The sequence below is a fragment of the Humitalea rosea genome, from assembly GCF_003253705.1.
GTDB lineage: Bacteria > Pseudomonadota > Alphaproteobacteria > Acetobacterales > Acetobacteraceae > Humitalea > Humitalea rosea.
The window spans coordinates 228,487-246,474 of the sequence record NZ_QKYU01000002.1 but is presented as its reverse complement, the minus strand read 5'-3'; the positions used below and the strand labels follow the sequence as shown (position 1 = coordinate 246,474).

Sequence of the window (17,988 nt, the reverse complement as noted above, 5' to 3'; positions counted from 1 at the left end):
TCGGGCAGCCACGCCTTGAGGTCCGGAGGCAACAGGAATGCCTGGTCGCGATTGTAGGATACGAAGGTCGCCATAACCGCAGTTTGACAAATCAGAAAGGCAAAGTGAATCCGACAGACTGCTAGACCCCGACCCGCTCCGCCGCCCCGACCAGGAAGCCGCCGAGCGCCGCGTAGAAATCCGGCTCCTCCAGCAGGAAGGCGTCATGCCCCTTGTCGGAGGCGATTTCCACGAAGGAGACATTGGCCGCGGCCGCATTCAGGGCACGCACGATGTCCCGGCTCTGCGCCGTCGGGAACAGCCAGTCGCTGCTGAAGGAGGCGACGAGGAAGCGCGTGTTGGTCCCCTGGAAGGCCGCGCGCAGCTCACCGCCGTATTCGGCCGCGAGGTCGAAGTAGTCCATGGCGCGGGTGATGGTGAGGTAGGAATTGGCATCGAAGCGGCGGACGAAGCTGCTGCCCTGGTGGCGCAAATAGGATTCCACCTCGAAGACATCCTCCAGGAAGGTCAGCGAGGGGGCACCGCGCAGGCGACGGCCGAACTTCCGGGTCAGCGCGGCCTCGGACAGATAGGTGATGTGCGCGATCATGCGGGCCACGGCCAGGCCCTGGGCCGGCACGCGCCCATCCTCCCAGTAGCGGCCGCCCTTCCAGTCCGGGTCGTTGTGGATGGCGGCGCGGCCGACCTCGTGGAAGGCGATGTTCTGCGCCGAATGATGCGTGGCGCAGGCGATGGGGGCGGCGGCGAAGACCGCCTCCGGATAGGTCGCCGCCCATTCCAGCACCTGCATGCCGCCCATCGAGCCGCCGACCACCGCCAGCAGCCGCGCGATGCCGAAGTGGTCCACCAGCCGCTTCTGCGCCCGGACCATGTCGCGGATGGTGATGGCCGGGAAATCGGTACCCCAAGGGTCGCCATCGACGCCATTGCGCGGCTCGGCCGGGCCGGTGCTGCCCATGCAGCCGCCCAGGACGTTGACGCAGATCACGAAAAAACGGTCGGTATCCACCCGCTTGCCGGGGCCGATCAGATTGCCCCACCAGCCGCCCTTGCCCGTCAGCGGCTGGGTCTCGGCGAGGTATTGGTCCCCGGTCAGCGCATGGCAGACCAGAATGGCGTTGCTGCGATCGGCGTTGAGCCGGCCATAGGTGCGGTAGGCCACCGCCAGCGGCGCGATATGCACCCCGCAATCGAGCATCAGCCCATCGGCGAAGACCTCGCGCTGATGCTTCACGCGGGGGAAGGGAGTGATCGGAGTGGCCATGAGACCAGGGGATTAATGCAGAGGCGCCAGCTTCGGAAGCCGCCACCTTGGCTTGGGGGGGGTTGCGCCCTATGGATCGCCGGCCATGCCGGAAACCGCCCCCCCGGACCTCGCCGCGATCCGCGCCGAGATCGACCGCCTCGACGACCAGCTCCACGCGCTGCTGATGCGGCGCGCGCAGATTGTGGCCGACATGTCCGCCGCCCGCACCAAGTCGGGGCCGCCCTTCCGGCCGGGTCGGGAGATGCAGATCCTGCGCCGCCTGCTGGCGCGGCATGCGGGGCCCCTGCCCGCCGCCGCCTTGGTCGGCATCTGGCGGGAGATCATCGCCACCAGCCTCGCGCAGCAGGCCGGCTTCGCCGTCGCGGTGCTGGCCCCGGCCATGGATGCGCCGACGGCCGCCCTGGCGCGGGCGCATTTCGGCAGCCAGACGGCGCTGCGCATCCATGGCTCGGCGCCCGCGACCTTCGCGGCGCTGTCGGAGGCCGCCGTCGCGGTCCTGCCGCTGCCCGAGGACGCCGAGACCCAGCCCTGGTGGCCGATGCTGGAGGCCCCGCGCCTGCAGATCCTGGCCCGGCTGCCGGTGCTCGACCAATCCGGCCCCGCGGCGCTGGTCGTCGGCCCCGGCCCGGCCGAGCCCTCCGGCGATGACGTCTCGCTGTTCCGCTTCGAGCCGCCCGAGGGCCAGTCCCGCGCCGCCTTGACCTCGATGCTCACCGCCGCGGGCTTCGCCCCGCGCCGGCTGATCACCGCGCCCTATGCGGCGCTGGTGGAGGTGCAGGGGTTCCTGGACCCCGCCGACCCACGCCTGGCGGCGCTGCCCTTCCACGGGCTGCGTCCGCTCGGCGCCTATGCCCTGCCTGTGCCCGGAGATGCGTCATGAGCCTGCAACCGCGCCCCTCGATCCTCTCGGTCGAGCCCTATATCGGTGGCGAGAGCAAGCTTGCGGGCGTGAACCGCATCCTCAAGCTCTCCTCCAACGAGGGGCCCTTCGGCCCGCCGCCCAAGGCGATCGAGGCGATGACCGCCGCGGCGCTGGACGCGAACCGCTACCCCGATGGCAACGCCACGGCGCTGCGCGCGGCGATCGGCCGGAAATTCGGCCTGGACCCGGCCCGGATCGTCTGCGGCAATGGCTCGGATGAGCTGCTGTCGATGCTGATCCTCGCCTATGGCGGCGAGGGCACCGAGCTGATCATGAGCGCCCATGGCTTCATGATGTACGAGATCACCGGCCGCTGGGCCGGCTGCCAGGTCATCAAGGTGCCCGAGCGCAACCTGACCACCGATGTGGATGGCATGCTGGCCGCCGTGGGGCCGCGCACGCGGCTGATGTTCCTGGCCAATCCGAACAACCCGACCGGCAGCATCCTGCCCCAGTCCGAGGTTGTTCGCCTGCGCGCCGGCCTGCGCGAGGATGTGCTGCTGGTGCTGGACGCGGCCTATGCCGAATACGTCACCCGCCCCGATTACGATGCGGGCCAGACGCTGGTGGATGCGGGCAGCAACACGGTGATGTGCCGCACCTTCAGCAAGGTCTTTGGGCTCGGCGGCGTGCGGCTTGGGTGGGCCTATGGGCCGGCCGGTGTGGTCGATGTGCTGAACCGCGTCCGCAGCCCGTTCAACGTGAATGCCACCGCCCAGGCCGCCGGGATCGGCGCCCTGGCCGAGGAGGGCTGGATCGAGAAATCCGTCGCCCACAATGTCGCCGAACGCGCCCGCGTGGCCGCGGCGCTGACCGCCGCCGGCTTCACCGTGCACCCCAGCGAGGGCAATTTCCTGCTGGTCGGCTTCGGCGACGCGGCGCGGGCCAAGGCCGCCGATGCGGCGCTGAAGGCCCGTGGCGCCATCGTGCGGATGATGGGCGGCTACGGGCTGGCGGAGTGCCTGCGCATCACCATCGGCCTCACGGATGAGAACACCGTGGTCATCGAGGCGCTGACCGCCTTCGCCCATGACGGCTGAACCGCTTTTCCAGCGCCTGTGCCTGATCGGCATCGGGCTCATCGGCTCCTCCATCGCGCGCGTCGCGCAGGAACGGGGCGATATCGCCAAGGTGGTCGTGGCCTGCGCCAGGACCGGGGCGACCCTTGATCGCGTGCGGGACCTCGGCATCGCCGATGTCGTCGAAAGCGACCCCGCCGAGGCGGTGAAGGGGGCCGATTGCGTCATCCTCTGCGTGCCGGTCGGCGCCTATGCCGGGGTGATGGCGCAGATCGCGCCGCATCTCGAACCCGGCTGCATCCTGACGGATGTTGGCTCGACCAAGGGCTCGGTCATACGCGACCTGCGGCCGCTGCTGCCCGCCGGCGTGCATCTGGTGCCGGCGCATCCGATGGCGGGCACGGAGCATTCCGGCCCCGATGCCGGCTTCTCGACCCTGTTCCAGGGCCGCTACTGCATCATGACGCCGCCGGAGGGCACCGACCCCGCCGCCATCGCCAAGGTGCGGACGCTGTGGGAACGCGCGGGCAGCATGATCGAGACCATGGACCCCATCACCCATGACAAGGTCGTGGCCATCGTCTCGCATCTGCCGCATCTGATCGCCTTCACCATCTGCGGCACCGCCGATGACCTGGCGCAGGAAACGCGGGAGGCGGTGCTGAAATTCGCCGCCTCCGGCTTCCGGGACTTCACCCGTATCGCGTCGAGCGACGTGGACATGTGGCGCGACATCTTCCTCAACAACCGTGAGGCGCTGCTGGAAATGCTGGCGCGCTTCACCGAGGACAGCCAGGCCATGGCCCGCGCCGTGCGCTATGGCGAGGCCGAGTTCATCGAGGACCGCATCCGCCGCGGCCGCAAGATCCGCGGCGGCCTGATCGAGCGCAAACAGGCATGAACCCGCTCGTCATCGAGCTGTCACCGCGCCCCCGCGCGGCTGTCACACAGCACCGCTAAGCCGCGCCCCGTGATCGGACGGGGGTTGGCTTGGGCGGCATTGTCATCGAGGGGGCCAAGCGGAGCTACGGCGCGGTCGAGGCGCTGAAGGGCGTCTCACTCACCATCGCGCCCGGCGAGTTCCTGGCCCTGGTCGGCCCCTCCGGCTGCGGCAAGACCACCCTCATGCGCGCCGTGGCGGGGCTGGAGCCGCTGGATGCCGGCCGCGTGCTCTTCGGCGCGGAGGAGGTGACGCGCCGTCGCGCCGCGGATCGCGACGTCGCCATGGTCTTCCAGAATTACGCGCTCTACCCGCATCTGACGGTGTTCCAGAACATCGCCGTGCCGCTGGTGATGCGGCGGCTGAACGCCTGGCAGCGGCTGCCGCTGCTCGGCCCGATGCTGAGCCGCGCGGCGCGGGAGGGGATCGCCGCCGATGTGCGGGCCGCGGCGGAAAGCCTCGCGGTCGGGCATCTGCTGGCGCGCAAGCCGGGGCAGCTTTCGGGCGGGCAGCGGCAGCGGGTGGCGCTCGGCCGCGCCATCGTGCGCCGGCCGCGCGTGTTCCTGATGGACGAGCCGCTGTCCAACCTCGACGCCGCGCTGCGGACCGAGACGCGGCGGGAACTGGTGGAACTGCATCGCCGCGTCGGGGCGGCGACCATCTACGTCACCCACGACCAGTCCGAGGCCATGACCATGGCCGACCGGGTCGCGGTGATGATGGCCGGCGAGATCCTGCAGGTGGCGACGCCCGAGGCGATCTACGCCGACCCCGCCGATCTGCGCGTCGCGAGCTTCATCGGCAGCCCGCGCATCAATCTGCTGCCGGCCGAGAGCGGCCCCGACGGGCTGGTCCGCGTCGGCGGCTGGAGCACCGGGCTGGTCGCCCCCGGGGCCGCGACCTTCGCCGTGCGGCCCGAGGCGCTGGTGCCTGGCCCCGAGGGCCTGCCCGCCGTGCTGGAGCATGTGGAATTCCTCGGCGACAGCCTGTTGCTGCATGCGCGGCATGAGGCGAGCGGGGCACCGCTGGTCGCGCGGCTGGAGCCGCAGGCGCGCAAATCGCTGGAACGCGGCCAGGCGCTGCATCTGCGCCCGCTGCATGGGCTGGTCTTCAGCGCCGATGGCCGGCGCTGCCCGGCCCTGGCGCGGACATCGGCCCTTGTCTGAGCGGGCGGGATTCGGCGAGGCGCTGGCCGGCTGGCTGCTGACCGGCCCCGCGATCCTCGCCTATCTGGCGATGCTGCTGATCCCGACCCTGGCCGTGGTGGTGCTGGCCTTCACCGATTTCGAGCTGGGGATGCCCGGCTTCCATTGGGTCGGGCTCGACAATTTTTCCGAACTGCTGACCGATCACGGCATGCGGACCTCGGTGCGGAACACCGCGCTCTATGTCGCGCTGGTCACGCCGGCCTCGATCCTGGCGGGCCTGGGCCTCGCGCTGCTGATCGAGGCAGGCTCACGGGGAAAAGTGTTCTTCCGCGCGGTGTTCTTCCTGCCGGTGGTGTCGCTGATGGTGGCGATGGCGACGGCCTGGCAATATCTGCTGCATCCCACCATCGGCCCGGTGAATGCCTGGCTCGCGCTGTTCGGCATCGCCGGGCCGAACTGGCTCGGCTCCTCCGACTGGGTGCTGGTCTCGCTCGGGCTGATCGGGGTCTGGGAGAATGCCGGCTTCAACATGGTGCTGGTCCTCGCCGGGCTGACCGCGATCCCGCGCGAGTTGTATGCGGCGGCCGAGGTCGATGGCGCCGCCGGCCCCTGGGCGCGGTTTCGCCTCGTCACCTGGCCCTTGCTGGGGCCGACCATGCTGCTGGTCACCACCATCACCACGATCCGCGCCATCCGCACCTTCGATTCCATCGCGACCCTGACCCAGGGCGGGCCGAACAAGGCCTCGGAGATGATCGTCTGGACCATCTACCAGGAGGGGTTTTCCTACCTCCGCATGGGCTATGCCGCGGCGCTGACGGTGGTCTTCCTGGTGGTCGTGCTGGCGATCATGCTGGTGCAGACACGGCTGATCGAAAAGCGGACGCATTATTCATGAGGGCCGCGCCGCGCCTCGTGTTGCTGTCTCTGCTCGCCGTTCTGGTGCTGCTGCCCTATGTCTGGATGATCTCGGTCAGCCTGAAACCGCGGTCGGAGGTGTTCCAGGCCACACTCTCACTGATCCCAAAGGATTTCGCGGCCGTACAAAACTACGGCCGCGTGCTGCGCGAGATCCCGATCGGGCGCTATCTGCTGAACGGCGTGTTTGTCTGCGGCAGCATCCTCGCCTTCCAGCTCGCCTTCGCCATTCCGGCCGGCTATGCGCTGGCCAAGCTGCGGTTTCGCGGACGCGGCGTGATGTTCGCGATGATCCTGCTCGGGCTGCTGGTGCCGGCGCATGTGCCGGCGATCCCGCTTTACATCGCGGCAGCCAATGCAGGGCTGCTGAACACCTACACCGCGCTGATCGCGCCTTTCACCATCTCGGTCTTCGGTATTTTCCTGTTCCGCCAGTTCTTCCGCGCCATGCCCGATGAATTGCTCCAGGCCGGCCGCGTGGATGGCATGAACGAGGCCTCGGTCATGCTGCGCGTCGCGCTGCCCAATGCCTGGCCGGCGGCGACGGCCTTCGCGATCTTCTCCGTCGTCGCGCATTGGTCGGATCTGTTCTGGCCGCTGATCGTGATCAACGAAGGCGCGCTCTACACCCCCGCCCTCGGCGTCCTGTGGTTCCGCGCCGAGGAAGCGGGTGACGACTATGGCGCGCTGATGGCCGCCGCCGTTCTGGTGACCGCGCCGCTGGTCGCGGCCTTTCTCCTCGCCCAACGCCGCTTCATCGAAGGCATGACGATGAGCGGCATGAAAGGGTGACGCCCCCCTGCCCCAACATTGGAGACAGATTATGACAGAAACCTTCGCCCCCTCCCGCCGCGCGCTGATGCTGGGGTCCGGCCTGCTGGCCATGCCCGCCATCGGGCACGCGCAGACGGTGACCAACATCACCGCGCATTATTCGATGCCCGCCATCTTCAAATCCGCGCAGGACGCGATCCTGGAGGCCTTCCACGCCAGCCAGTCCGAAGTCCGCGTCAGCTACGTCAATGCAACGCCGACCTATGAGGATGGCGCCCAGCTTTTGCTGCGCGGCGCGGCCACCGGCCAGCTCCCGGATGTCACCTTCCAGGGCTTGAACCGCATGCGGCTCTTTGCCGAGCGCGGCATCACCCGCGACCTGCGCCCCTACCTCGCCGATGAGGGCAATGCCGCGGAGCTCGGCTATTCCGCGCCGATCCTCGCCATCGGTTTCCAGGGCGGCAAGCAGGCCGGTCTGCCCTTCGCGATGTCCAACCCGATCTCCTATTACAACGTCGATCTGTTCCGCCGCGCCGGGCTGAACCCCGACGCCTTCCCGACCAGCTGGGACGGGGTGATCGACGCCTCCAGGCGCATCCGCGCCCTCGGCGGCGGCATCGAGGGCATGTTCTTCCGCTGGCCCGGCGATGACTGGATGTTCAGCGCGCTGCTGTTCGGCCATGGCGGCGACATGCTGACCCCGGATGAGAAGGACGTCGCCTTCAACGGCCCCGAGGGCCTCGCCTCCGTGCGTCTGCTCGACCGCATGGTAAAGGAGGGCGGCATGCCCAACTTCGCCGGCGTCGCCGATCTGCAGGCCTTTGCCGCCGGCCGCCTTGGCATGATGTTCCGCACCACGGCCCAGGTGCGCGGCATCCTCGAAAGCGTCGGCCAGACCTTCGAGCTGCGCACCACCATCATGCCGGTGATCGACCCGGCGCGCGGGCGGCTGCCGACCGGTGGCGCCGGCGCGATGATCGCCGCGCGTGACGACGCCCGCGCCCGCGCCGCCTGGCGTTTCGTGAAGTTCGCGACCAGCCCTGTGGGCACCAGCCTGATGGTGCGCAACACGGGCTATGTGCCGACCAACCAGATCGCGATCGACGACCCCAAGTACCTCGGTGATTTCTACGCCGCCAACCCGCTGTTCCAGGCGGCGACGCGTCAGGTCGGCATCATGAAGCCCTGGTATTCCTTCCCGGGTTCGAATTCGGTGCGCGTGACCCAGGTGATGGTGGACAATCTCGCCCGCATCGCGGAACAGCAGGCGACGCCCGAGGTGGTGCTGGCCGATATGGCCGACCAGGTCCGCCGGTTGCTGCCCCGCGCCTGATGACGCCAACAGGCTCCGGGCCCTGCGCCCGGAGCCGCCTACCGACCCATGGATTTCATAATGACCTTCCGCATCGCCCAGATTTCCGACACCCATCTTTCCCCCGACCACCCCGGCTTCACCGCGAATTTTCATCGCCTCGCGGCGGCGGTGCGCGAGAGCCAGCCCGATCTGGTGCTGCATACCGGCGACATCTCCCTCGATGGCGCCGACAAGGATTCGGATCTGGCCTTCGCCCGCGCCGAACATGATGCGGCCTTCGCGGGGCTGGACTGGCGCATCCTGCCGGGCAACCACGATATCGGCGACACCCCCGCCCCCGGCGTGCGCCAGCCCGCGAATGCCGAGCGCCTCGCGCGCTGGTGCGCGGTCTTCGGCAGCGACCGGATGGTGGTGGATACCGTCGGCTGGCGCATCCTCGGACTGGACGCGCTGACCATGGGTGCGGATTTCCCCGCCGCCCACGAACAATTCGATGCGGTGGCCGAGGCCGCGGCGGGCTGCACGCTGGAAGTCGCCGTCTTCCTGCACAAGCCGCTGTTCCACAGCCATGCCGCCGAGGATGAGCCCGGTTACTGGTACGTGCCGCATGATCCCCGCCAGCGGCTGATCGCGGCCCTGGGGCGCCCGCCGGCGCTGGTCGCCTGCGGGCATGTGCACCAGTTCCGCGACCACATGGCCGCCGGCACGCGCCACATCTGGGCGCCCGCCACCTCTTTCATCGTGGGCGATGACTGGCAGGAACCGATCGGGACCAAGATGCTCGGCTGGGTCGAGCATCTGCTGCATCCGGATGGCAGCTTCGAAAGCCATCTGCGGACGGTGGATGCGCTGACGCTGCATGACATCGGGCAGATGCCGCATGTCTATGGCGCGATGGCGAAGCGCGCGGGTTAATCCAGCGCGACGGCGACCGCGGCCGGGCGCCCCGCCAGCAACTCGTCCAGCCTGGCGCTGCCGCTCGGGCTCCACTCCCGCGGCGCGAGGCCCGGCGCCAGCAGCCGCCAGCGGCGGAAGCGGCGCAGCGCCTCGGGGATATTGACCTGCGTGCCGGCCAGCGCGGCCTGGCGCTCCGGCGCGATCCCCCCCATCGGCGGCTCCATCGCCATCGGCAGGCCGAGCACGATCAGCGCCCCGCCGGGCAGGCTGCGGGCGGCGGCGATGGCCTCCCCGGCCAGGGCGCCGCGACAGGTCAGGGCATCCCAGGAGCCATCCTGGAACAGCGCCGGCTTGTCCCGGCGCAGCCGCAGCAGCGTCGCGGTCCAGAGCAGCTTGATATGCCCGTCCCGCCAGTCACCGGGGATCTCCTGGGCCGCCAGCACCGCCGCGCGGGCCCAAAAATCCACCGGGCGGCGGTTGTCGGGATCGACCAGGGAGAAATCCCAGAGCTCGGTGCCCTGGTAGAGGTCGGGAATGCCCGGCGCCACACAGCGCAGCGTCGTCTGCACCAGCCCCCGCGACGCCCCGGCCCCGGCGAGGGCGCCGGCGAACGCCGCAACCTCGCGGTCGAAGCGTGCCGGCCGCGCGGCCTCCATGGCCCCGCGCAGAAATCCCAGGCAGGCGTCCTCATAACCCGCATTGGGCATGGCCCAGTCGCTGCGCCGCTTGGCCTCGCGCAGCGCCTTCACGAACCAGCCCTCGACGCGGGTCACGAAGGCCTCCACCCCCGGCCGGTCATCGGCATCCAGCCCGAGCGGCCAGGCGCCGACCAGGGTCTGGTAGAGATGCAGCTCATCCACCGGATCGGGGGCCCAAATGCCCTCCGGCTCGCTGAGCAGCCCGACGTTCAGCCGCCGCCAGCGTTCGGTCGCCGCCACCCAGTCACCGGCACGGCTGCTGACCACCGCCAGCCGCGCGCGGACATCCTCGCCGCGCTTGTGGTCATGCGTCGCGGTCGCCGAGAGCGCCAGCGGCATCCGCCGCCGCGCCCTCATGGCGCCATGGAAGCCCGAGGCATTGATCGACAACTGCCCGGGGTAGGAGCCGACCTCATTGCGCGAGATCAGCCGGACATAACGGTAGAAGGCGGTGTCCTCGGTGGATTTGGCCGCGACCGGCCCGGTGAGTTGCTGGAAGCGGCGGATCGCCTGGAGCATCTCCTGCCGCTCCGCACCCGGACGGGTCCCCCGCAGCGCCTCGCCGGAGAGGATCGGGCGGACCAGCGCCAAGAGATCGCGCTGCGTCGCCCGCACCGCCCGCGAGGCGCGGGTAAAGGCCCAGTCCATCACATAGCCATCCGCCTGCCGCCCGCCGGAGAGTGCGGCATAGGTGCGATAGACGGGGAATTCGGCCACGACCGCCGCCAGCACGCGGCGCACCGCCGTCAGCGTATAGTCGCGCGTCGAGAGGTTGCGTTGCAGTACGCGATGCACGACCAGCGCCACCCCGGCCAGCTCCGCCGCCAGGTAGTCCTGCAGGATCTCGCGCCGTGCCTGATGCTCGACGGTGTGGAAGTCCCGCCACTCGGGGGCGATGGCGGCCCAGGCCTCGTCCAGCACCGGCTCGCCGGCCGGGTCGTGCAGCAGGGCACCGACCTTGTCCATGAACTCGTAGCCGGTGGGGCCATCGGTCTGCCATTCGGCGGGAAGCGTTTCGTGCCGGGCGAGGATCTTCTCGACCAGGATCCAGGGACGGCGGGAGACGCCCTCCGGCCGCTCGGCCGCCCGCACCTCCATCCGCCGCCGCAGCTTGCGGCAATAGGCGCGGGGATCGGCGAGGCCATCGACATGGTCGATGCGCACGCCGTCGATCAGCCCCTCCGCCCAGAGGTCGAGGATCAGATGGTGCGCCTCCTCGAAGGCGGCGGGCTGTTCGACGCGGAAGCCGGCCAGGCCGTTGATGTCGAAGAAGCGGCGGTAGTTGATCTCATCGGTCGCCGCCCGCCACCAGCACAGCCGGTAGGACTGGCGTTCCAGCAGCTCATGCAGCCCCTCCGCATCGATGCGCGCGATGGCCGCGGTCACGGTCTCCAGCACCGCGGGATCGGCCAGCGCCGCCGCCAGCGCCTGCCTGGCCGCCTTGGCACGGCCGCGCAGCCCCAGTCGCGGCCCCCGGCCGATGACACGCCAGGCGGCGAGGGCCGTGTCCAGCGCGGCATGTCCGCTCGGCGCCACCGGCAGCACATGGCGATAGAAGCGCGGCGAGACCGGGAAGCGGTGCTCGTGATACCAGACGGAGAGCGAGCCCCCGGCCGCATCCAGCCGCAGTCGCAACTCGCCCGCCGCCAGCACTTCGCCGTAGGGGGCGCCGAGGAAGGGCGCCAGCACCTTGCCCTGCAGGCGCATATCGGCCGGTTCCCAGTCGATGTCGAACCAATCGGCGCAGGGGCTTTCCGGCCCCCATTCCAGCACATCCAGCCAGAGCGCGTTGTCGGCGCCGCCGACGCCCATGTGGTTCGGCACGATGTCGAGCAGCAGCCCCATGCCCCGCGCCCGCAGCGCGGCGGAGAGCGCGCGCAGCCCCTCGATCCCGCCGAGGGAGGGGCTGATGTGGCCATGGTCGGTGATGTCATAGCCATGCGGCGAACCCGGCCGCGCCGTCAGCAGCGGTGACGCATAGAGATGCGAGACGCCGAGCGAGGCGAGGTAGGGTACGATCGCGCAGGCATCGGACAAGGTGAAGGCATCGTTGAACTGGATGCGGTAGGTCGCGGTCGGGGTCATGCATCCGCTCTTCGCAGGCCTTGCAGCGCGCCTAGGATCTCTTGCGCCGGGGTTTCGGTCAGCATCTCCTCGGCCGGGCGCGGCAGGCGGCGGCGCCAGTTCGGATGCTGGATGGTGGTGCCGGGCAGGTTCACCTGCTCCTCCTGAAGAATCGCGTCCTCCAGCGGCAGCACCACCAGTGCTGCCGGCGTCGCCCCGAGGAAACGCGCGACGGCGGCGCCAAGGGGCGCATTGGCGGTCAGGGGCATCTCGCCCTCGGCGCCCGCATGGGTGCAGAGCGCATGCCACAGGGCGCCGCGTTCATGTTCCCGCGTCGCCCATTCGCTGGCCTCGGTCTGGCCCTCGGGCAGCAGCCCGAGGCCGGCGCGCAGGCCGATGTCATCGCCCTTCCACCACCCCGCGAAGGTCGGCAGGTCATGCGTGGTCGGCATGGTGATGACACGGGTGGAGTAGCGATCGGGCGGCGCGAAACCGCCGTTGGAATCGCGTTCGAAGAACATCACGCGGATGCCCATCACCGCCTGCTCGGTCAGCGTTTCGCGGAAGCCTTCCTGCACGGTGCCGAGATCCTCGCCCACCACCACCGCGCGGTGGCGCTGCGATTCCGCGGCCAGCAGGCGCAGCATGTCCTGCAACGGGAAGCGCAGATAGGCGCCATGCTGCGGCGGCTCGCCCTGCGGGATGCACCAGATGCGCGACAGCCCCATCACATGGTCCAGCCGCACGCCGCCGGCATGGGCCATGGCGGCGCGCAGATCCTCGACGAAGGGGGCGAAGCCCTGCTTCGCCAGCAGGCTGGGGGCGAAGGTGGTCAGGCCCCAGTCCTGCCCGATGGTGTTCATGACATCCGGCGGCGCGCCGATGCTGACACCGGAGAGCAGGGCCGCGCTGCGCGACCAGGCACGGCTGCCGCCGCCATGGGTGCCCACGGCAAGATCGGTGACGAGGCCGATCGCCATGCCGGCCGCCCGCGCCGCGCCCTGCGCCGCCGCCAACTGCCGTTGGGAGAGCCATTGGAGGAAGGCGTGGAATCCGACGTCCATTGCCCGGGCTTCAGCGAAGGCGGCGACCGCAGCCCCGCGCGGATCGCGCAGCGCCTCCGGCCAGCGGCGCCAGTCCCAGCCCGAGGGATCGATCGCGAATTGATGGGCATGCAGCGCCTCGAACCGCGCGTGGTCCTCCAGTGTCGTCCCGCCGGCGATGCGGAAGGCGCGGAATTCATCGCCCAGCGCGGTGGCGCCGTTCAGATGCTGTTCGGAGAAGCGGGTGAAGAGGCCGCGCAGCAAAGCCAGCCGCGCCGGCACCGCGCGGCCGTAATTGACCAGGGAGGAGGATTCCAACTCCGCCAAGCCATCGCCAAGGCCGAGTTCCCCGACCAGCGCCGCCAGCGAGGCGACCTCGGGCAGCCCGCCCGGATCGGCCAGCCAGCCATTGGTCTGGGTGCGGCTGGAGGGCGAATAGGGGCTGTTATGGGCCGCATCGGCGGCGAAGAGCGCATGCGTCGGGCTGATCGCCAGCATATCCGCGCCCCGCGCCGCGGCGGCGCGCATCAGCGGCGGCAGCGCGCCGAAATGGCCGAGCCCGCCATCGCCCGGCGCCCGCAGCCCATAGACCTGCGCCGCGAGGCCCCAGAGCCTGCGATCGGCCAGCGGGCCGAGGTAGCAGGAGGGCGGTGCCACGGTCAGCGCCGCCTCGGCCGTGATGGGGCCGGAAAGTTCGAGCCGCGCCTCCCCCGCCTCGCTCGGCAGGGGGATGGAGAGGCGGCAGCCGGCCTCGCCACGCGGTTCCGGCTGGGCCTGGCCCTCGGTGACCGCACCATCGCTGGTGGAAATGCGCCAGCCGACCATCTCCTGCGTCGCGCGGCCGGAGGGCACGTCGATATGCACCGCATGGCCGGCGACGCCGGTCAGCCTGGGCGGCAGCGCGGCGCCACCGGCGGTGTGGAGTTCGAAGGCCAGCGCACCCACGGGATCGATCGGGTCGGAGCCGATGGCGCGCAGCATCGCGCGCAGCGTGTCCAGCCCCACCTGCCGGTGGCGGCCCAGCGCGTCCTGCCACGCCGTCTCAATCCCATGCAGCGATGCGAGGCGCAGCAACGCCTCATCCGGATCGATCATGCAGCAGGCCCGCCATCCAAAAACCAGACCGTCGCATAGCCCGGCAGCGTGCCGCGGGCGACGGCCGATTGCGCTTCGGGCGGAGTCGCCTGGAATGGAGGTCCGGCGTCCCGGGAGACCCGCACCGGCTCAGCGCCGAAGTTGGACAGCACCCGCAGCACCCGGCCATCGCCCATCCGCCAACTCGCGCGCACGGCCTTGGGCCCGATCGCATCCGCCCCGAGCGCCAGGGCGCCCGGCAACCGCGGCGTGATCTCGGCATGGCGCAGCGCCAGCAGCGCCGTGATGCGCGCCAGTATCGCCTCCCCATCCGCCGTCGCGGGATCGGGGCGGGAGGCCTCGAAGGTCGCGGGGTCGTTGGGGTCGGGGATGGCGGCCTGGGCGGCCTGGCTCGAAAAGGCGGCGAAGCGGCCGAACTCGCGGCGGCGCCCGTCCCGCACGGCCTCGGCCAGCGGGCCGGTGAAATCGGTGAAGTAGAGGAAGGGCGTGCGGCAGCCCCATTCCTCGCCCATGAACAGCATCGGCACCTGCGGGCAGAGCAGCAACAGCGCGCGCGCCGCGGCCATCGCCGCGGGCGAGACCAGCGCATCCAGCCGGTCGCCCATCGCGCGATTGCCGATCTGGTCGTGGTTCTGCAGGAATTGCACGAAGGCGGTGGGCGGGAGATGGGCCGATGGCTCGCCGCGCAGCGTGCCGTCGCGATGCATGGAGGGCTCGCCCTGATAGGCGAAGCCCTGCGCCAGGCAGCGCGCGAGCTTTGCCGCCGGGGCATCGGCGTAGTCGGCATAATAGCCGTCCGCCTCGCCGGTCAGCAGCGCATGCAGGCAGTGGTGCGCGTCATCGTTCCATTGCGCGTCGTACAGATCGTTCTCCAGATGGCGGGCAATGTTGTCGTCGTGCTCCAGCACCAGATGCACGTCGCGGTCGGGACCCCCGGCGATGCGGATGCGCTGCGCCATCTCGACCAGCATGTTCTCGCCAGGCGAGGCCTCGATCGCATGCACAGCATCGAAGCGCAGCCCGTCCATGCGGTATTCCACCAGCCAGTGAATCGCATTCTCGATGAAGAGATCGCGCACCGGCGCCTTGGCGAAATCGATGGCGGCACCCCAGGGCGTCTGGTGCCCCTCGGCGAAGAAGGGGGCGGCATAGGTGTGCAGCCAATTCCCCTCCGGTCCGAAATGATTGTAGACCACATCGAGGAAGATCATCAGCCCATGGCCATGCGCCGCATCGACCAGGGCCTTCAGCTCATCCGGCGTGCCATAGGCTTCGTCGGGGGCGAAGGGCAGCACGCCATCATAGCCCCAGTTGCGGGTGCCGGCGAAATCGGCGACCGGCATCAGCTCGACCGCGGTGATCCCGAGGGCCGCAAGTCGCGGGAGGTGATCGACCAGCCCGCGAAAGCCGCCGAACAGACCAGGATGCAGTTCGTACAGCACGGTCTCATGCCAGGGCCGGCCGCGCCAGGCGCCGTCGCCCCAGCGATAGGCATGGGCATCGATCACCACGCTCCAGCCGCCAACATCGCCGTCCTGGCAACGGGAGGCGGGGTCAGGCACCAGCAGATCGGGGGCCACGCGATAGCGATAGCGCGTGCCGGCCGGGGCCGCGGTGGTGACGGCGAACCAGCCATCCTCCTCCGCCGCCATCGGCACCTCGCGGCCATCGGCGAAGACCACCGCGACCTGCTTTGCCACCGGCGCCCAGAGCCGGAAGCGCGTGGTGCCATCCGGCACCAGCTCCGCCCCGAAGGGCAGGATGTGGCGGAAGCGGTCGCCGGTCACGCCACCTCCGTCCGGGCCGCCAGGATCACGAGGGCGCCCGGGGCGACATCGACAACATCGCCCACCGCGGCCGGCGCCGTATCCGGCTTGTCGGTATCCAGCAGCACCTGCCAGCCACCGGGCGTTTCGGCCGGCACTGCGAAGGGGATCATGCCGTCATGGGCGTTGAGCAGGACACGCACGATATCGAAGGCGCCGCCCCCGGCCGCGGTGCCGACCAGTTGCAAGGTGAAGGCGCGGCGCTGCGGATCCTGCCAGTTCTCCGGGGGGATCTGGCCGCCATCCGCCTCGAACCAGGAGATGTCGGGCAAGCCCGGCGCGACCTCGGTGCCATGCAGGAACAAATCCGACCGCAGGATCGGATAGCTCCGGCGCAGCTCCGCGAGACGCGCGGTGAAGGCGATCATCCGCTCGCCTTCCTCGGAGACCGCGGCCTCCCAATCCATCCATCCGATCGGCGTGTCCTGGCAATAGGCGTTGTTGTTGCCGCCCTGGCTGCGCCAGGCCTCATCGCCCATCAGGATCATCGGCGTGCCATGCGAGACGAAGACGGTCGCAAGGATCGAACGTGCCAGGCGAGCACGATGGGTGCGGATATCCGGGTTGTCGGTCTCGCCCTCGACACCGCTGTTGGAGCTGTTGTTTTCCGAGTGGCCGTCGTTGTTGTCCTCGCCATTCGCCTCGTTGTGACGCTCGGCATAGCTGACGATGTCACGCAAGGTGAAGCCATCATGCGCGGCGATGAAGTTGACGCTGGCCCAGGCCATGCGGCGGCCATGGTCGAACAGATCGGCGGAGCCGGCGATGCGCGCCGCCAGCTCGGGCCGCAGCCCTTCGTCGCCGCGCCAGAAGCGGCGCACGCCGTCGCGGTAGCGGTCGTTCCATTCGGCGAAGCCGGGCGGGTGGTTGCCAAGCTGGTAGCCGCCCGGCCCGATGTCCCAGGGCTCCGCGATCAACTTCACCTGCGCCAGCAGGGGATCCTGCCGCAGGGCATCGAAGAAGCCAGCGCCGGGATCGAAGCCGCTGGGCTCGCGCCCAAGGTTGGAGCACAGGTCGAAGCGGAAGCCATCCACGCCGTAATCCGTGACCCAATGGCGCAGGCTGTCCATCACCAGCTGGATCACCCGCGGATGCGACAGGTTGAAGGTATTGCCCGTCCCGGTGTCATTGATGTGGTAGCGCGGATTGTCGGGCAGCAGGCGGTAGTAGCTGGCATTGTCGATGCCGCGGAAGGACATCGTCGGCCCCATCTCGCTGCCTTCGGCGGTATGGTTGTAGACGACGTCGAGGATGACCTCGATCCCCGCCGCCTGGAAGCGCCGGATCGCGATCCGCGCCTCGTCCGGGTCACGGCGCGAGAGGTAGCGTGGTTCCGGCGCGAAGAAGCCAAGCGTGCTGTAGCCCCAGTAGTTGCGCAGGCCCTTCTGCACCAGGAAGCGATCATCGACGAAGGAATGGATCGGCATCAGCTCAACGGCGGTCACGCCGATGCGCTTCAGGTGATCGATCACACGCGGATCGGACAGGGCGGCAAAGGTGCCGCGCTCATGCGGGGCCGCTTCGGGCAGCGTCGCCGTCATGCCCTTCACATGCGTCTCGTAGATCGTGGTGTCGCGCCAGGAATGGTTCAGCCGCGGCGTGGTGATTGCGGGCTGGGGTGCGACCAGAACGGCCTTGGGCATCGCCGCCGCGCTATCCCGGCGGTCGAACGACAGATCCGCCCGCTGTGCGCCGATGCGATAGCCATAAAGCGCGTCGCTCCAACGCACATCGCCCAGCAGCATCTTGGCGTAAGGGTCAAGCAGCAGCTTGTTGGGGTTGAAGCGGTGACCCTCCAGCGGGCGGTACGGGCCGTAGACCCGATACCCATACGGCCGCCCCGGCGCGATCCCAGGCAGATAGCCGTGCCAGACACCATCGGTGCATTCCGGCAGGTCGAACCGCTCCATCTCCCTGCGTCCGTTCCGATCGAACAGACACAGCACCACGCGTTCAGCATGCGCCGAGAAGAGCGCGAAATTCGCGCCCGCACCGTCAAATGCCGCGCCGAGCGGATAGGGCCGCCCAGCCTCGAGACGCTCTGGAAATCGTGGCATCGGTG

The 17,988-nt window shown here is 69.7% G+C and carries 13 protein-coding genes; 8 read left to right on the top strand and 5 right to left on the bottom strand.

The annotated features are described in order from the left end of the window. Positions 1–121: 121 nt before the first annotated feature. On the bottom strand, positions 122–1,264 hold the full coding sequence (gene metX / locus C8P66_RS03135; protein WP_111396672.1) for a homoserine O-acetyltransferase MetX: 1,143 nt from the start codon (positions 1,262–1,264) through the stop codon (positions 122–124). An 85-nt stretch (positions 1,265–1,349) separates the two neighbouring features. Here metX and C8P66_RS03130 point away from each other — a divergent pair, with 85 nt between their 5' ends. From C8P66_RS03130 to C8P66_RS03095, 8 genes are all read left to right on the top strand, one after another. Next, on the top strand, positions 1,350–2,147 hold the full coding sequence (locus C8P66_RS03130; protein WP_111396671.1) for a chorismate mutase: 798 nt from the start codon (positions 1,350–1,352) through the stop codon (positions 2,145–2,147). After that, positions 2,144–3,229, top strand: a complete 1,086-nt coding sequence (hisC, locus tag C8P66_RS03125; RefSeq protein ID WP_111396670.1) for a histidinol-phosphate transaminase — start codon at positions 2,144–2,146, stop codon at positions 3,227–3,229. The genes C8P66_RS03130 and hisC overlap by 4 nt, the downstream gene beginning before the upstream one ends. Then, a complete protein-coding gene (locus C8P66_RS03120) occupies positions 3,219–4,109 on the top strand; it encodes a prephenate/arogenate dehydrogenase family protein (RefSeq protein WP_111396669.1) in 891 nt (296 codons plus the stop codon). Before hisC ends, C8P66_RS03120 begins: the two co-directional genes overlap by 11 nt. Before the next feature lie 89 nt (positions 4,110–4,198). Continuing rightward, complete coding sequence (locus C8P66_RS03115; protein WP_111396668.1) at positions 4,199–5,314, top strand: ABC transporter ATP-binding protein; 1,116 nt, start codon at positions 4,199–4,201, stop codon at positions 5,312–5,314. Next, positions 5,307–6,194, top strand: coding sequence for a carbohydrate ABC transporter permease (locus C8P66_RS03110; protein WP_245903177.1), 888 nt, complete (start codon positions 5,307–5,309; stop codon positions 6,192–6,194). The genes C8P66_RS03115 and C8P66_RS03110 overlap by 8 nt, the downstream gene beginning before the upstream one ends. Next, positions 6,191–7,006 carry a carbohydrate ABC transporter permease gene (locus C8P66_RS03105; RefSeq protein ID WP_111396666.1) on the top strand — a complete coding sequence of 272 codons (816 nt, stop codon included), beginning with the start codon at positions 6,191–6,193 and terminating at the stop codon, positions 7,004–7,006. The genes C8P66_RS03110 and C8P66_RS03105 overlap by 4 nt, the downstream gene beginning before the upstream one ends. Positions 7,007–7,037: 31 nt before the next feature. Then, positions 7,038–8,321 (top strand): ABC transporter substrate-binding protein, encoded by a 1,284-nt coding sequence (locus C8P66_RS03100; protein ID WP_111396665.1) that lies wholly within the window; start codon positions 7,038–7,040, stop codon positions 8,319–8,321. Between the two features lie 60 nt (positions 8,322–8,381). Further along, positions 8,382–9,218 carry a metallophosphoesterase family protein gene (locus tag C8P66_RS03095; protein ID WP_111396664.1) on the top strand — a complete coding sequence of 279 codons (837 nt, stop codon included), beginning with the start codon at positions 8,382–8,384 and terminating at the stop codon, positions 9,216–9,218. Here C8P66_RS03095 and treY read toward each other — a convergent pair. Genes treY through glgX form a run of 4 tightly spaced genes read right to left on the bottom strand, consistent with a single transcriptional unit; the run spans position 9,215 to position 17,983 of the window. Further along, positions 9,215–11,983 carry a malto-oligosyltrehalose synthase gene (treY, locus tag C8P66_RS03090; RefSeq protein ID WP_111396663.1) on the bottom strand — a complete coding sequence of 923 codons (2,769 nt, stop codon included), beginning with the start codon at positions 11,981–11,983 and terminating at the stop codon, positions 9,215–9,217. The two genes, C8P66_RS03095 and treY, sit on opposite strands and share 4 nt — an antisense overlap. Beyond that, a complete protein-coding gene (gene malQ, locus C8P66_RS03085) occupies positions 11,980–14,100 on the bottom strand; it encodes a 4-alpha-glucanotransferase (protein WP_111396662.1) in 2,121 nt (706 codons plus the stop codon). Before malQ ends, treY begins: the two co-directional genes overlap by 4 nt. Further along, the gene (treZ, locus tag C8P66_RS03080) at positions 14,097–15,887 is read right to left on the bottom strand and encodes a malto-oligosyltrehalose trehalohydrolase (RefSeq protein WP_111396661.1); all 1,791 of its coding nucleotides are present in this window, start codon (positions 15,885–15,887) and stop codon (positions 14,097–14,099) included. The genes malQ and treZ overlap by 4 nt, the downstream gene beginning before the upstream one ends. Next, the gene (glgX, locus tag C8P66_RS03075) at positions 15,884–17,983 is read right to left on the bottom strand and encodes a glycogen debranching protein GlgX (RefSeq protein WP_111396660.1); all 2,100 of its coding nucleotides are present in this window, start codon (positions 17,981–17,983) and stop codon (positions 15,884–15,886) included. The genes treZ and glgX overlap by 4 nt, the downstream gene beginning before the upstream one ends. Positions 17,984–17,988: the final 5 nt, after the last annotated feature.

Bases quoted from the DNA above. Each gene is read 5' to 3' on its own strand.
- C8P66_RS03100 (WP_111396665.1), top strand. From the start codon at position 7,038: ATGACAGAAACCTTCGCCCCCTCCCGCCGCGCGCTGATGCTGGGGTCC.
- C8P66_RS03095 (WP_111396664.1), top strand. From the start codon at position 8,382: ATGACCTTCCGCATCGCCCAGATTTCCGACACCCATCTTTCCCCCGAC.
- metX (WP_111396672.1), bottom strand. From the start codon at position 1,264: ATGGCCACTCCGATCACTCCCTTCCCCCGCGTGAAGCATCAGCGCGAG.
- malQ (WP_111396662.1), bottom strand. From the start codon at position 14,100: ATGATCGATCCGGATGAGGCGTTGCTGCGCCTCGCATCGCTGCATGGG.
- hisC (WP_111396670.1), top strand. From the start codon at position 2,144: ATGAGCCTGCAACCGCGCCCCTCGATCCTCTCGGTCGAGCCCTATATC.
- glgX (WP_111396660.1), bottom strand. From the start codon at position 17,983: ATGCCACGATTTCCAGAGCGTCTCGAGGCTGGGCGGCCCTATCCGCTC.
- C8P66_RS03130 (WP_111396671.1), top strand. From the start codon at position 1,350: ATGCCGGAAACCGCCCCCCCGGACCTCGCCGCGATCCGCGCCGAGATC.
- C8P66_RS03105 (WP_111396666.1), top strand. From the start codon at position 6,191: ATGAGGGCCGCGCCGCGCCTCGTGTTGCTGTCTCTGCTCGCCGTTCTG.
- C8P66_RS03120 (WP_111396669.1), top strand. From the start codon at position 3,219: ATGACGGCTGAACCGCTTTTCCAGCGCCTGTGCCTGATCGGCATCGGG.
- treY (WP_111396663.1), bottom strand. From the start codon at position 11,983: ATGACCCCGACCGCGACCTACCGCATCCAGTTCAACGATGCCTTCACC.